The 15,362-nt window shown below is 45.2% G+C and carries 14 protein-coding genes; 11 read left to right on the top strand and 3 right to left on the bottom strand.

The genetic code is table 11. The features are described 5' to 3' along the window. Positions 1 to 147: 147 nt before the first annotated feature. Positions 148 to 1,710, bottom strand: a complete 1,563-nt coding sequence (locus AC5JL3_RS23395) for a DUF3084 domain-containing protein (protein WP_496076764.1) — start codon at positions 1,708 to 1,710, stop codon at positions 148 to 150. Positions 1,711 to 2,019: 309 nt separating this feature from the next. Next, complete coding sequence (gene ntcA / locus AC5JL3_RS23400) at positions 2,020 to 2,691, bottom strand: global nitrogen regulator NtcA (protein ID WP_496076765.1); 672 nt, start codon at positions 2,689 to 2,691, stop codon at positions 2,020 to 2,022. 360 nt (positions 2,692 to 3,051) lie between these two features. Here ntcA and fabI point away from each other — a divergent pair, with 360 nt between their 5' ends. The 7 genes from fabI to AC5JL3_RS23435 all read left to right on the top strand — a co-directional run bounded on the left by fabI (position 3,052) and on the right by AC5JL3_RS23435 (position 10,443). After that, entirely contained in the window at positions 3,052 to 3,828 is a 777-nt protein-coding gene (fabI, locus tag AC5JL3_RS23405; protein WP_496076766.1) for an enoyl-ACP reductase FabI, read from the top strand. An 85-nt stretch (positions 3,829 to 3,913) separates the two neighbouring features. Further along, positions 3,914 to 4,582 (top strand): imidazoleglycerol-phosphate dehydratase HisB, encoded by a 669-nt coding sequence (gene hisB / locus AC5JL3_RS23410; RefSeq protein ID WP_496076767.1) that lies wholly within the window; start codon positions 3,914 to 3,916, stop codon positions 4,580 to 4,582. 234 nt (positions 4,583 to 4,816) lie between these two features. Further along, positions 4,817 to 5,404 carry a Uma2 family endonuclease gene (locus tag AC5JL3_RS23415; RefSeq protein ID WP_496076768.1) on the top strand — a complete coding sequence of 196 codons (588 nt, stop codon included), beginning with the start codon at positions 4,817 to 4,819 and terminating at the stop codon, positions 5,402 to 5,404. A 221-nt stretch (positions 5,405 to 5,625) separates the two neighbouring features. After that, positions 5,626 to 9,078, top strand: coding sequence for a WD40 domain-containing protein (locus AC5JL3_RS23420; protein WP_496076769.1), 3,453 nt, complete (start codon positions 5,626 to 5,628; stop codon positions 9,076 to 9,078). A gap of 88 nt (positions 9,079 to 9,166) precedes the next feature. Next, positions 9,167 to 9,526, top strand: coding sequence for a Uma2 family endonuclease (locus AC5JL3_RS23425; protein ID WP_496076770.1), 360 nt, complete (start codon positions 9,167 to 9,169; stop codon positions 9,524 to 9,526). Beyond that, the gene (locus tag AC5JL3_RS23430; RefSeq protein ID WP_496076771.1) at positions 9,527 to 9,712 is read left to right on the top strand and encodes a hypothetical protein; all 186 of its coding nucleotides are present in this window, start codon (positions 9,527 to 9,529) and stop codon (positions 9,710 to 9,712) included. Between the two features lie 143 nt (positions 9,713 to 9,855). Next, positions 9,856 to 10,443, top strand: coding sequence for a Uma2 family endonuclease (locus AC5JL3_RS23435; RefSeq protein ID WP_496076772.1), 588 nt, complete (start codon positions 9,856 to 9,858; stop codon positions 10,441 to 10,443). Positions 10,444 to 10,506: 63 nt separating this feature from the next. Here AC5JL3_RS23435 and AC5JL3_RS23440 read toward each other — a convergent pair whose 3' ends face one another. After that, a complete protein-coding gene (locus tag AC5JL3_RS23440; protein WP_496076773.1) occupies positions 10,507 to 10,728 on the bottom strand; it encodes a hypothetical protein in 222 nt (73 codons plus the stop codon). 154 nt (positions 10,729 to 10,882) lie between these two features. On the opposite strand from AC5JL3_RS23440, the gene AC5JL3_RS23445 reads away from it, so the two are divergent. From AC5JL3_RS23445 to AC5JL3_RS23460, 4 genes are all read left to right on the top strand, one after another. Then, positions 10,883 to 12,151 (top strand): damage-control phosphatase ARMT1 family protein, encoded by a 1,269-nt coding sequence (locus AC5JL3_RS23445; RefSeq protein ID WP_496076774.1) that lies wholly within the window; start codon positions 10,883 to 10,885, stop codon positions 12,149 to 12,151. Between the two features lie 379 nt (positions 12,152 to 12,530). Continuing rightward, on the top strand, positions 12,531 to 13,457 hold the full coding sequence (locus AC5JL3_RS23450) for an ATP-binding protein (RefSeq protein ID WP_496076775.1): 927 nt from the start codon (positions 12,531 to 12,533) through the stop codon (positions 13,455 to 13,457). Beyond that, positions 13,447 to 14,907 carry a sensor histidine kinase gene (locus tag AC5JL3_RS23455; protein WP_496076776.1) on the top strand — a complete coding sequence of 487 codons (1,461 nt, stop codon included), beginning with the start codon at positions 13,447 to 13,449 and terminating at the stop codon, positions 14,905 to 14,907. Before AC5JL3_RS23450 ends, AC5JL3_RS23455 begins: the two co-directional genes overlap by 11 nt. A 6-nt stretch (positions 14,908 to 14,913) precedes the next feature. Then, complete coding sequence (locus tag AC5JL3_RS23460) at positions 14,914 to 15,360, top strand: response regulator (protein ID WP_496076777.1); 447 nt, start codon at positions 14,914 to 14,916, stop codon at positions 15,358 to 15,360. Positions 15,361 to 15,362: the final 2 nt, after the last annotated feature.

Below are 15,362 nucleotides of genomic sequence, written 5' to 3' on the forward strand. Positions count from 1 at the left end.
TTTGATTTGATGTCCCGATAGATGCACAACTTTTGATTTTGGGTTGGATAGAGCGATCGCATCTCCCAAACCTAACCCAACCTAATTGGTTCTTTTGGCTGTTGTCTAACAACTAACAACCAATAAATAACAACTAACAACAACTATTCAAGTTCTAAAAATAACCTGTCCATTTTGAGTTGCTACAAGTTGCATTCTCAAGGGTCCAGAGGTGGAGGTAGATTCTTGAGCAACTGCTTTCACATCTAGCGGTTGCCCATACTGATTTAGCTGCTCAACGAAGCGAATAATCGTGATCAGGCGACCATCTCCGACTTGGATATCACCCAAAACACCAGCACGACGCGCACGGAACTCGGCGGCTGCCAGCAACTGGTCAAGTCGCTGTCGGATTTCCTCATTGGTCATCTTTGAGGGATCGGCAGAGACTGCCGCCAAAACATCCCCAGATTTAAAGACAGTTTGATTGAGTGCGGCATCGGCAAAGACTTGTATCTGCTTTTCTCCTTCAACGTAGTTACCCGCAGAGAGAATTCGCACCACATAGTCTTTACCATCTTTAATTTGGTTGATTAATTGCTCAACTTGTGTTTGGGTGATTTGTACTAATGGTTGATTGGCATTAGTGTTACCAGAGCGAGTAGTGTCAACTGCTGTCCGATTTGCTTCTCGCAAAAGTTGATCGACCGCTTGATGAGCCGCTGAGGGTTCGAGAATGCGTACAACTCCAGATGCCAACACTTGACCTCGAACCAGCGCGAGATTGCCCTGACGCAAGGCTCGATAGTTTTGGTAGTACTGTTCTAGAACTCGCACTTCCCGTTCTAAATAAGCGAGTTGCTTTTCTCCTTCTTGAAGTTGTTTATCTCGTTCGGCAATTTGAAATTCTCGTTGTGTGACTTGTTCTGCCAATTCCTGGAGGCGAGTTTCACGCTGAGTAATTGCGTCTTTAAGTTGTTGTTCTAGTTCTTTAAAGCGAGCTTCACGCTGAGCGATAACCTGATCGCGCAGGGCAATTCGCTCATCTAGTTCGGCAATGGCTTGGTCTTGTTTGGCAAGTTCCTGATTACGTTCATTAATGGTTCTGCCTCGCCTGACTAGTTCTTCGTCACGTTGTGCTACTTGTGCTTTTAATTGAGTAACTTGGGTCTGTAGTTGAGTCGTTTGCTCCTTGAGTTGAGTAATTTGCTGATTTAGTTGAGTAATTTGCTGAGTCAGTTGATTCTTCTGCTGGAGTAGTTGCTGGCGTTCTGCAAGGAGAGATTTAATTTCTGAACGCAGAGTGGCAGCTTGTTGAGAAACATTCTTCAGTTGTGTCCGGGCTTGCTGGAAATTTCGATTAGTGACATCAAGGCGCTGCTGAACCTCAGCTTGCTGGGTTCTAGTTTTAACTAACTCGCTTTCAACCTGGCTTTTCTGAGCATTAATTATGTCAATTTCACCCCTAGCGATTCTCAGTCTTTTTTGAATATTGTCAAGTTCAAAAATCCCTTTGCGGAGTGAGTCGCTTGTCGCAAATAAGATCCCCAGCGTTGAGGCAGAAATCAGGCTGCCAGTGATGATGGTAACAACAGTAGCCGTTTTGCGAGGACGTAGATTGAATAAACTTAGCCGCGCCTTACCAACTCGCGTACCAATGCGATCGCCCAAGGTTGCGATCACGCCCCCTAATACTAAAATTGCCACGATCAGGATGTAGCCGCTGGTCATCGCTTCCGCTTAATCTGTCCAGATACAGCCTATCTTATGCTTGTGGGGCGTTATGTCTTCTTTTGTGAAAAAAGCCGTGTCGTCTGTCAATTAGCGTTTACAGCCAACTCTCAACTCGTCTGGTATTGTGGACAACGCAGGATAAAGACCTAAGTCTTTATTCCTAGTGCAGCATGGCTCAAATAAGTGACCAGTTAACAACAGAGCCAAAACTGAGACGTATAAGCCTTTCGACCTTTTGCCTTCTGCCCCCTTCCTTCTGCCTTCTTGAACTAGTTTAGTCAGTGAACCGGCTCTTTAAGATTTTGTTCACGTAAACTGCTGACTCAAAGCCACTGGATTGTGAACAGTAATTTTTTTCTTGTGAATGGAAATCATTTTTTCTGAGCGAAGGTCTCCCAGTAAACGAGTAACTGTGACACGAGTTGAGCCAATGGCTTCTGCGATCGCTTGATGGGAAAGCTTCAGATCAATTGTGATCCCCTCAGCTGTTGGTACCCCAAAGTCACGACACAGAATCAACAAAAAGCTGACTAATCGAGAACCCATATCCCGGTGAGCTAGCGTCTCAATCATCATTTCGGTTTGTAAAATCCGAGACGATAATCCTCGAAGCATCAACATTGACAGATCTGAGTTGTCCTTGAGCGATTGCTCTACCTGGTCAATTGGAGCAGAAAGCAGTTCTACGGGTGTAAAGGCAACGGCGTGGTAAAACCGATCAGAACGGTGACCCGTAATCAGCGACAGGACACCAAAAACACTATTCTCTCGTAACAGGGCTACGGTGATTTCTTCCCCTGCCTCATAAACTCTAGAGAGCTTTACAGCCCCCTTCATTAAAAAGTAGACTCGTTCCGCTGGGTCTCCGGGGAAGAAAATTGTCTTGCCCCGCTCAAAGGTTTCGACAACTGGTGGAAATGCTCCACCACCCATCTGACGGAACACATTTGCTAGCGGTCTATCCTGCGTTACGACCATATCTTTTGCTCGCTTGCCAACCCCCTGGCAACTTAATGTGTTAAATCAATTCCGGTAAAGCTTGAGACTTATAACCTGGCTCTCAAAAATTCCTGAATGTATCCAAGAATACTTAATCTGACTCCTTGATTGTTTTTTGTACAAATTGATACATAATTTGTTTTGGTGTCAGTAAAAACTTAACCCTGCAAGTAAAAACCGACCTTTTGAGGGTCAGGATGTATTACATGATTTCCCGGTTGGTTAGACCTTTGTCTAGCTAGACGGCGATCATACCAGGTAGAGCAAGCGCAAATGCGACTATCACCCTTGAAAATTACCCTTCAAGTAACCATCCAACTGCCTTTAAGATAGAATATTATGCTTAATTTAACTGGAAAAAACGCACTTGTTACCGGGATCGCAAATAACCGCTCAATTGCTTGGGGAATTGCCCAGCAGCTACACAAGGCGGGAGCAAATCTTGGTATTACTTATTTACCGGATGACAAGGGTCGCTTTGAGAAAAAAGTCAAAGAACTGGTAGAACCTCTCGAACCCAGTATTTTCTTACCTTGCAATGTCCAAGACGATGCCCAAATTGAAGAGACGTTCAAGGCGATCGCGAGTAACTGGGGCAAACTGGACATCCTAATTCACTGTCTTGCCTTCGCCAGTAAAGACGATTTAACAGGAGATTTTAGCAAAACCTCAAGGGCAGGCTTTACCCAAGCCATGGAAATCAGTACCTACTCGCTGACGCAACTAGCTGGTGCAGCGAAACCCTTGATGACTGAAGGCGGCAGTATTGTCACCCTGACTTATTTGGGAGGTGTGAAGGTAATTCCTAATTACAACGTGATGGGAATTGCCAAGGCGGGGCTAGAAATGAGTGTCCGTTACCTTGCTTCTGAATTGGGACCCAATAACATTCGAGTAAACGCGATCTCAGCAGGCCCAATTCGGACTTTGGCATCCTCAGCCGTTGGCGGCATCCTGGATATGATTCATCATGTGGAAGAAGTTGCCCCACTGCGGCGTACTGTTACCCAGCTAGAAGTCGGCAATGCTGCTGCATTTTTATGTAGTGATTTAGCAAGCGGTATTACAGGTCAGGTTTTATATGTGGATGCTGGTTACGAAATAATGGGGATGTAGGGAAAGGCAAAAGGTAAGCGGCTGCCCTTCAAACTTGGTAGCATTTCTCACAATTTATTCGCTCTTAATTGATTAAGCAGATTCTATGCAGATAAGCGATAACCGTAACGGGATTCCTTTGGATCGGACTATTTCTAACACCCAGAACCACGATACTCGGTTCCCCACGCGGACGGCGACAGTCAGCCGCACCACTGGCGAAACGGATGTGCAAGTGTCTCTAAATTTAGATGGTGTGGGTAGTTGCACCGCCGCCACTGGCATCCCATTTTTAGACCATATGCTGCATCAGATTTCATCTCATGGGCTAATTGATTTAGACGTGCAGGCGAAGGGAGACTTGGAAATTGATGATCACCATACCAATGAAGATGTAGGGATCACATTGGGGATGGCTTTGGGGAAAGCATTAGGCGATCGCAAAGGAATCGTCCGCTTTGGTCATTTCTTTGCACCTCTGGATGAAGCTTTAGTACAGGTAACCCTCGACTTCTCCGGACGTCCTCACCTAAGCTATGGCTTAGAAATTCCGACGCAGCGTGTTGGTACATACGACACGCAACTTGTGCGAGAGTTCTTTGTGGCGTTGGTGAATCATAGCCAGATGACGCTGCACATCCGCCAACTTGATGGAATCAACTCGCACCACATCATTGAAGCAACGTTCAAAGCCTTTGCACGGGCAGTCCGGATGGCAGTGGAAATCGATCCCCGTCGCGCTAGTATGATCCCTAGTTCTAAGGGCGTGTTGTAGGGTTACTCACTACGCAATGAAAGCAAGCTTACTTGCAAGGCGCGATATTAGAGCGTGTCAACTCTACTGACCAAAAAAGGCAAAGGGCAGAAGGCAGAAGGAATGCCTTCGCTCTTTGCCCACGACTTTTATGGAGTAAGAGTATCAATCTGACCTCGTTCACTGCATTTATAATGAGGCATTTGAGCGTTTAGGTGCCGTTACGTTCAGTCCTAATGGTAATAGGATTGCTATATGACTTCGCTGACTTTGCCGCTGGTGTTTAATCTACATCAGGTTAATTTGACTGATGAGCAGTTCTATCAAATCTGTATCAACAATCCAGAGATTTCTTTGGAACGCAATCCACAGGGAGCATTGATTATTATGCCGCCCGTTGGTGGAGAAAGCGGTAGTAGTGAAATAGAGTTAGGAACAGATTTAACAATCTGGAACCGCCAATCCAAGCTAGGTAAAGTATTTAGTTCATCGACACTGTTTAAGCTGCCGGGTGGGGGCAATCGCTCTCCGGATGCTGCCTGGGTAGAGTTGTCACGCTGGATAGCACTAACCCCAGAACAACGCCAGAAGTTTCCCCCCATTGCGCCTGATTTTGTGATGGAACTGCGATCGCGCACAGATGATCTGGCAATGCTGCAAGCAAAGATGCAGGAGTATTTGAATAGCGGTGTCAGGTTAGGTTGGATGTTTAACCCGCAGGAACAGCAGGTAGAAATTTATCGGCAAGGACAACCCAAAGAAACTTGCCTACTGCCAACAGAACTCTCTGGCGAATCTGTCTTACCAGGATTTTTGCTCAGAGTAGAGCGATTTGAGGAATAACCGATTTTTATTGAATTAGCTTTTTAGTTTTTTAGCTTTGAGATTGTTAGGAATTCGTCCCAGTAATATGAATTACTTAAAATAATGCGACAAGGAGAGGCGCAACTGACGGGGTGAAGAACCCCTACAGATTCACAAAATAAGTCTTGAAAAAGGTTACTGTCGCTAGATTTAGGAAGTGCTAGGATGCTGTCTAATCCTCTAGTCCCTGAAGTTAGAACATGGACGCGATCGCATTTCTTACCGTTGTTGGCGGCATAATCGGCATTATTGCAGGCTCAGTACAAGTCCTAGATTATGTAGAAAAGCGACGCGAGAAGCTCTCAAAGATTGAACTAGTAGTACCATCACGTCCAACTCAGCCAAATCTAGAAATACCCTCTTTTCCTGGCAATCTGCAAGTCATGCCACCTGAGTTACAGACTTCAGTAGCTGCAAAGTGCCGTCAAGATTGGGGAGAAGCGGTTGAGGTATCTGTCTTCTACGGGCGTACTGAAGAACTCAATACATTAGAGCAGTGGGTTATATGCGATCGCTGCCGATTAGTCGCCTTATTAGGAATGGGAGGCATTGGCAAAACGTCCCTATCTATCAAACTGGCACAAAAAATTCAGGACAATTTCGATTATGTTATCTGGCGCAGCCTGACGAATGCTCCACTCATACAAGATATCCTGGCAGATATTATCAAATTTCTGTCTAACCAGCAGGAAACTAATTTACCAGAAGACACTGGAGCAAGAATTTCACGACTAATTGATTATCTCCGTTCATCACGTTGTCTCTTAATTCTTGATAATGCTGAGTCAATTTTGCAAGGAGATAATGATGCTGGACAATATCGAGAAGGTTGTGAGCAGTATGGCAAACTAATTCAACGCATTGGAGAAACAAACCATCAAAGCTGCTTAATATTAACAAGTCGAGAGAAACCTGGAGAAATTGCCACTTCGGAAGGAGAAACCCATACTGTCCGTTCTTACCAAATGCCAGGATTGAAAGCGGTTGAAGGGGAAGAGATTTTTCAAGCTAAAGGTCTTTCTGGCTCAGATGATGAACAAAAAAAGTTAATCGACTTCTATAAAGGCAATCCTCTAGCATTAAAGATTATTGCGACAACAATTAAAGAAGTATTTGATGGCAATATTCAAAATTTTTTAGCCAATGGCTCAGTAATATTTGGTCGAGTTCGTGATTTATTAGACCAGCAATTGAATCGTTTGTCAGATTTAGAGCAAGAAGTGATGTACTGGTTGGCGATTAATCGAGAACCCGTCTCAGTTTTAGAATTGCGGGAGGATATTGTATCGCTGAAATCACCGCCAAAGTTGATTGATGCAGTGCAATCCTTGGTAAGGCGCTCTTTAATCGAGAAAAGTGGCACCCTCTTCACACTGCAACCTGTGGTGATGGAGTATCTAACTGACCGATTGATTGAACAGATCTGTGATGAGATTAAAATAGGAAAAGTTGAAGTTGTTAATCGCTATGCTCTAATAAAAGCGACAGCGAAAGATTACATCAGAGAAAGTCAAGTTCGCCTGATTCTTAAACCCATTGCGGATAAGTCTACGGTAGAGAGGCACGATTGTGCGTCCCTACAACAAATGCTTTCAATATTACGAGAGCAATCTTCTCGTCAACCAGGGTACGCAGCTGGAAATATTCTCAATCTGCTTTGCTATCTCCAAACAGATTTAAGTGGCTATGACTTTTCTAACTTGAAAGTTTGGCAAGCTTACCTACAAGGTATGACTTTGCAACGTGTGAATTTTGCTTACTCAGACTTAGCCAAATCGGTTTTTACTCAAGCCTTCGACAGAATTGTATCAGTAGCATTTAGCCCAGATGGAAAACTTTTAGCCACAGGTGATGTAGTTGGTCAAGTTCGCATTTGGCAAGTTGTGGATGGTCAGCAACTGATAAGTTTTCAGGGACATACCAATTGGGTAGCATCAATTGCTTTTAGTTCAGATGGTAAGCTGCTTGCCGTTACTGGCAGTAGTGACTCAACGGTGAAGCTGTGGGAGGTTATCACTGGACAGTGTGTGCGAATTTTGCCAGGGCATACCGGTTGGGTATCGTCGGTGGCTTTCAGTCCCGATGGTCAAACCCTAGCTAGTGGCAGTAGTGACCTAACTGTGAGGCTGTGGGAGGTCAGCACTGGGCAGTGTCTCCGTATTTTGCAGGGTCATACTGATAGGGTATGGTCAGTTGCTTTCAGTCCTGATGGTCAAACCCTAGCTAGTGGCAGTAATGACCTAACTGTGAGGCTGTGGGAGGTCAGCACTGGGCAGTGTCTCCGTATTTTGCAGGGTCATACTGATAGGGTGCGGTCGGTGGCATTCAGTCCCAATGGTCAAACTTTGGCTAGTGGTAGTGCTGATCAAACAGTGAAGCTGTGGGAAGTTAGCACGGGTCATTGTTTGAAAACTCTACAGGAAGATACTAATGGCACAAGGACAATTGCCTTTAGTCCCGACGGTCGAATCTTAGCCAGTGGCAATTATGACCAAACAGTGAAGCTGTGGGAGGTCAGCACTGGGCAGTGTCTCCGTATTTTGCAGGGTCATACTGATAGGGTGCGGTCGGTGGCATTCAGTCCCAATGGTCAAACTTTGGCTAGTGGCAGTGATGACCAAACAGTAAGGCTGTGGGAGATCAACACTGGGCAAGGTCTCCGTATTTTGCAGGGTCACGCGAATAACATCGGGTCGGTTGCCTTTAGCTGTGATAGCCAATGGCTTGCTAGTGGCAGTGGTGACAAAGCAGTGCGGCTGTGGGAGGCTAACACTGGGCAATGCTGGAAAACTCTACAGGGTCATAGCAAGGCGGTAACTTCCGTTGCCTTTAGTCCGAATAGTCAAACCCTAGCTAGCAGTGGTGATAATACAGTGCGGTTGTGGGAAGTCACTACGGGTCATTGTCTCCATGTTTTGCAAGGTCATGGCAGTTGGTGGGTACAGTGCGTTGCCTTCAGTCCTGACGGAAAAACGTTGGCTAGTGGCAGTGGTGACCAAACAGTGAAGCTGTGGGAGGTTAGCACAGGGCAATGTCTGCGGGTTTTGCAAGGTCATCACAGTGAGGTGCGCTGTGTTGCCTTTAGTCGTGATAGTCAACTACTTGCTAGTGGTAGTCGTGACGGAACGGTGCGGCTGTGGGAGGTTAGTACAGGGCAATGCTTGAACGCTCTACAAGGTCATAACGATTGGGTAGAGTGTGTTGCCTTCAGTCCGGATGGTCAAACCCTTGCTAGTAGCAGTAATGACCAAACAGTGAGGTTATGGGAAGTCAGCACTGGGCAATGCCTAAAAACTCTGCAAAGACAAACCAGTTGGGGAGAGTCCCCTGTAATCAGTCCTGATGGTCAAATATTAGCGGGTGGAAGTGATGACTCAAGGGTCGGTTTGTGGCAAGTCAGCACGGGGCAATGCCTGAAAACTCTGCAAGGACATACAGATAAAGTCTGGGCAGTTGCTTTTAGTTCCGATGGTCAAACTTTAGTAAGTGGAAGTCAAGATGAGACCGTTAAGATTTGGAATGTCAAAACAGGTGAATGCTTAAAAACTCTAAGAGCCGATCGCCCTTATGAAGGTATGAATATTACAGGAATTACAGGATTAACTCAAGCTCAAGTAGCTATGTTGAAAACGCTGGGGGCAGTTGAGAGCTAACAATGGAATAAAGGGCGATTTCCTACCTTCAGAAAATTCCTGATGTCCCGATAATGGAAGTAAGTGCTGCAAGGGAGAATAAGTGGCAATGGTAACTTCTATTGTTTCAGATCCATCAGAAATCCTATCGCTGGAAGACTATATGCTTCATCCACCTGATAATACGGAGTGGGTGGATGGACAACTGATCGAGAAACCAGGAATGACAGCAAAGCACAGTCGGGTTCAAGCTAGACTTGCTCGATATTGGGGAAATTACAAAGATGACAGCAGTCAAAGGGGAGACGTTTACACCGAAGCAGCTTGTCGTACTGTTGGGCGATCGCGTCGTCCCGATGTTTCCTACCTCACACCAGAACTCGTCGCGCAATTCGGCGATTTTACCGTACTGCCTCAGAGTTTTCTACTCGTTGCAGAAGTAGCATCCCCGGAAGACAGTGCTGAATAATTGTTTGCTAAAGCTAGAGAATATTTACAATCCGGTTGTCAAGAAGTCTGGCTGTTGTTCCCTGAAAGCCAGTTAGTCTTGATTAACACTCAACAACGCTGGTTAGTATTTAATCCCGGTGATGTGGTTAGCACTCAAACTGTTCTACAAGGTTTTAGTGTGGCAGTTAAGGAACTATTGGCATAAGAGAAAAAGTTAGTAGATTTAGTGTGAAGCCATTCCCCTAACTCGCTGCTAGGCTAATGCCGACACTCCTTACTAACACTAAGGCATTGTGTAGAGAAAATGCGATCGCAATACGGTTTATTGAATAAATTCAAGAGATTAATATGCAAGTACAAACAAAACCACGCCATTACAGTCCTGAAGAATATTTAGAACTAGAAGAGGCGGCTGACTATAAAAGTGAATATCGTGATGGGGAAATCGTACCAATGGCTGGCGGAACAACAAATCACAATAAAATTGCTGGAAATTTTTATGCCAACTTGAAGTTTGCTCTGAGAGGGCAAGGTTACGACATCTATATCGGTGATGTGCGGTTGTGGATACCGCGTTATCGTCAGTACACTTATCCCGACGTGATGCTAATCCAGGAAGAACCCATCTATACAGGAATAGGCACAACTACTGTAATGAATCCCTTGTTGATTGTTGAACTATTATCCAAATCAACTAAAAACTACGACCAAGGAGATAAGTTTCTTTACTATCGGTCGATACCTGAGTTTAAGGAATATATTTTAGTTGACCAGCATCGACATCATGTCATGCAACATACCAAAACCCCTGAAGGGAAATGGTTATTAACTGACCATGAATCTGAAGAGGCAGTTCTAGAACTAACTTCGATTAAATTCCAAATCCAATTGAGTGAAATTTACGAGGTAGTAAATTTTGAAGAGGGTGAAGAGTAAAGACCAAAAACTACGAAATTAATATTTGATCACTCAAATTTACTCGCTATAGAAACAAGCAGATTACTCAATTATCTTTACTCGTCCTTGTCGCACAGCATAAATCAGGCGAGTAATTAAATCTTCATCATCAATGCTAAATGACTCGTTAAACGGCGCTGTCATCAAGTCATACCACTCTCTATACGTTATCTGACCTGTACAGATGGCATTACAAAACAGCTCAGCTAAGTTGCAGAAGTTACTACGGACAGCACACAAATCCTGATCAGTTGTATTTTCCATAACATAAACTCTTGAGCGGCTAGCCTGCTCGCGTAAGACACTACTCTTAGGTTTCCCAGGCATCGAGGCAAGGGAACACCTCTGAGTATTGGAATTATTATTTAATCTTAATCGAAGTAAAATCTAGACTCGATAGTCATATTTAGAAATCGTGGTGGAACAGGAAAATTTTTTCGCATCTCAAGTTCGGCAGCCGCGATTACTAATTCCTCCACCACTCTGGATGTCGGAGGAAGGTTCTTTCGCCCACTTGACGCTTACCCAGCGTTTACCAGCGATTGTCCGACGGGTGCTAGAGGAAAACAACTTCCCTCTAACTATTACACAGAAGTTGGAAAGGCTAATTCAAGAGTTACCTTATGGAATTGTGCGATCGCTTCAAGATGACCAAGGACAAGATTTAGCTGCCTGGGCAACGTATTTAGAACCCTTTGAGGGAAGGCGTTGGATTGATATTCCGTGGTACTTTGCCGAAGTATATCTTTACCGTCGCATCTTAGAAGCTACTCAGTACTTTCTTCCGGGAGAGTGGCAGGGCATCGATCCGTTTGAACCCCAAAAACGCGGCAGCTTGGAGAAAGTGATGCACTCCATCCGAGATATGAGTTCCCAAATCAACACGTTTATCAAGAGTAAGTTGGATAGGGAGGCTGGATCGAACCAAACAGAGTTGATTACTCTACTCTATTTTGCCCTCTGGGGTAACCGCATTGACTTGAGCCTCTTTCCGACTGATGCTGGAGAGCATGAACGCAGCCAAATCGAGACATATCGAGAACAGGCAAATATTTTAGTGGACGATACAGCAATACTTGCTGAGCGAGTTGCCAGTTTTAATGGAGTACGCCTTGATTTTATTGTTGACAATGCTGGTTTTGAACTATTTTGTGACCTATGTTTGGCAGACTTCCTACTAAATACTGGGGCTGCAGGGACAATTTACCTGCACTTGAAGGCTCAACCACTCTTTGTCTCTGATGCGATGGTTAAGGATGTCCACTATACCTTAGAGGTTCTAGCGGCTGATCGTGACAGTGAGGTTCAGTCACTAGCGCATCGCTTACAAGAGCATATTGCTCAGGGTCGTTTGCAATGCTGTGAACATCCTTTTTGGACAGCACCTTTAAGCTTCTGGGAAATGCCTGAAGAGTTGCACCGCGATTTAGCCCAATCCTGCTTGATTTTTGTCAAAGGTGATGCTAATTATCGTCGATGTTTAGGCGATCGCCAATGGACGTTTACAACTTCCTTTCACGACATTGTGTGCTATTTCCCAGCTCCATTTGTTACTCTACGCACCCTTAAGTCTGAAATTGTTGTTGGTCTTCAGTTAGAGCAAGTAGAGGCACTAAACCATGAAGACCCTCAGTGGTTAACGAATGGGCAATGGGGTGTAATCCAGTACTTTTGTCAAGGTTTTTAGGTAGTAGAGCAGTAGCCACGAATGTTAGGACATTAACGGGAGAAGAGCATTCCTTAGCTAGAGGCGATTTTATCCAAAGCTGACCGCTGAAAGCTGACTGCTGATTGCTATAAGTTTTAGGGGAAAATCTCGGTCAAGACTTGGAAACTATTGGGACTTCTGGGAAATTCTAACTCCAAAACTTGCCTTTCACCCTACCACCTAACACCTTGACAAGGCTAACTGCGATATCCCAGTAATTTCACGGATACTAATTCCCCAATCCCTTTAATAATTCCGTGGTTTCCTCATCACAATGTCTTTTATATAAGTGGTACCAATGAAACAGCAACTTCTCGCTCTTGAGAGCGGGATGCTACAGCGTCATTGGTGAAGGATTTTGATAGTCAATCCTGAGCAACACAAACAAGTTAGCCGCAAGACAGCTCAATTAGAACTTGACGAGCAACCGCCAGCCGAATTTGGGCTTGAGGGCTTATTCAACCTCTCCCCAGATTTGCTTGGTATCACTGGAAGGGATGGCTACTTCAAGCGTGTCAACCCAGCATTTGAAAAAATAATGGGCTATACAACTGAGGAACTCTTAGCAACGCCGTTCATTAGTTTGGTTCATCCTGACGACCAAACGGCAACCCTTGCTGAGTTGGAAAGACAAGAACTTGGCACCCCAGCCGTTCACTTCGAGAATCGCTACCGTTGTAAAGATCAGTCATATCGCTGGCTGGCGTGGACTATTGCACCGTCTCAGCGGCGAGAACGCCTATATGTCATAGCATGCGAACAGCAATGGGTCAAGTGGGAGCTTCGTCCTTGGACAGACGGTGTAGGCGAGATTAGCGGTCTCATCGTCAGCACTGAGGTGATACTGAGCCAGGTTTTGGCTGATTTAAAAGTTGCGATCGCCGAAAGTCAAGCCGTAGTCACTCATGACCCCCTGCCAACTGTGATAGGGGATGAAATTCAACTGATCCAGTTGTTCCAAAATCTCATCGGCAATGGCATTAAGTTTTGCCAAGACAAGCCACCACGAGTGCATATCTCGACCGAGCAAAAGCAAAAGGAATGGGTTTTTGAAGTCCGCGATAACGGTATCGGTATGGAGAGTGAGTTCTTTGAGCGCATCTTCACGATCTTTCAACGTCTACATTCGCGTACTGAATATCCCGGCACCGGAATTGGTCTGGCAGTTTGTAAAAAAATCGTAGAACGTCACGGGGGGCAAATTTGGGTGGAATCAACGCTAGGAGAAGGCACAACCTTTTATTTTTCTATCCCCCAGGAGAGGCAAGGAAGCCATGAAGTTTAATTTTTGCCTCAAGTCACTACCCTTGAGCTATAAATCAAAGACCTTGGCGATTGAAAGCAAGACTAGACTCCTGCTAGGACTCGCATCTGTGATTTTGGTAACGCTCAACATTCTCTCCTACTGGAGCTTTATCAAGCAAAAAGAAACAACTGAACGGGTGGCTCAAAGTCGGCTAACTCTCCAGAAGCTAGAAGCTGTCTTCTCAAGCGTCAAGGATGCTGAAACAGGGCAACGAGGTTACTTGCTCACAGGGCAAGAGTCTTACTTAAAGCCTTATCACCTCGCGATAAAGTCAATCGATCCGCAAATTGAACAACTAAAAACGGCCATACTCGCTGACCCTAAGCAACAGCAACAGTTGACAACTCTTAAAGGTCTAATTGCCCAAAAATTGGCTGAACTGCAACTGACAATTGAGTTGAGGAAGAATCAGCAAGTTGACACGGCTATGTCACTGGTTTCAAGCAATCGCGGGCAACAACTCATGGATCAGATTAGAAACCTGATCCAGCAAATGCAAGGGGAAGAAAATGAGCAATTAAAAAATTGGTTAACGACTAGAGAATCAACAATCCGTAAAGGACAGCTAATATTTTTACTGGGCATCGTTCTGACCCTGTTTTCCCTTTATCTGGTGTCCAGCGCAATCCAGCAAGAGACTATTGAGCGCAAGCAAGCGGAAGCGTCATTAAAACAACTCAATGACGAGCTAGAAGCAAGAGTACAGGAACGAACCACTGAACTGGAAGAAGCCAACACCAATTTGTTGCGTTCTAATAAAGAATTAGAGCAGTTTGCCTACGTGGCTTCCCATGATTTGCAAGAACCACTGCGAGCAGTCAATAGCTATGCACAACTCATCACCCGTAAATACCAGGGTAACCTTGATGCTAAAGCCGATAAGTACCTCGGCTATATCACAGAGGGAGCGACTCGGATGCAGCAGTTGATCAACGACCTACTTGCGTTTTCTCGTGTGGGAACGCACGGTAAACCTTTGGTGCTGACGGACTGTGAGTTGGTGCTGAGTCAGGTTTTGGATAATCTAAAGGTTGCGATCGCTGAGAATCAGGCTTCAGTCACTCACGATCCGTTACCGAGTGTGATGGGGGATGACATTCAACTGATTCAGTTGCTCCAGAATCTTATCGCCAATGGTATGAAGTTTCGCCGAGAGGAGTTACCCCATGTGTATGTCTCGGCTAAGGAACAGGAACACGAATGGGTGTTCTGTGTTCGTGATAACGGCATCGGCATTGAGTCAGAATACTTCGAGCGTATCTTCACGATTTTCCAGCGCCTACATAGCAAGAGCGAGTATCCCGGCACGGGTATTGGTCTGGCAGTTTGTAAAAAGATTGTGGAGCGTCATGGAGGACGTATCTGGGTAGAGTCAACGTCAGGAGTAGGCACAGCCTTTTACTTTACTATCCTACGATCAAGGCAATAAATCTCCATGAATTTTAACACTCCAATTAGAGCCGTTGAGATTCTTCTTGTAGAAGACTCTCCCAGTGATGCCGATTTAACTGTAGAAGCTCTCGGTGATGGCAAGGTACTCAATAACTTGCACTGGGTTGAAGATGGCGTAGAAGCTCTCGCCTTTCTGCGTCGGCAAGGAAAGTATAGCGATGCACCGCGTCCGGATCTGATTTTGCTTGACCTCAACCTGCCGAAAAAGGATGGTCGTCAGGTTCTTGCAGAAATCAAGGTTGACCCCCAGCTTAAACTAATTCCGGTTGTGGTTCTCACCACTTCAGCGGCTGAGCGAGATATTCTTAAAACCTACGAACTGAATGCAAACTGCTACGTTACCAAACCAATTGACTTAGAGCAGTTTATTTCTGTCGTGAAGCTGATTGAGATGTTTTGGCTAGCCGTAGTTAAACTGCCCTCGGAGTAAGA

This window comes from Symplocastrum torsivum (assembly GCF_059505465.1).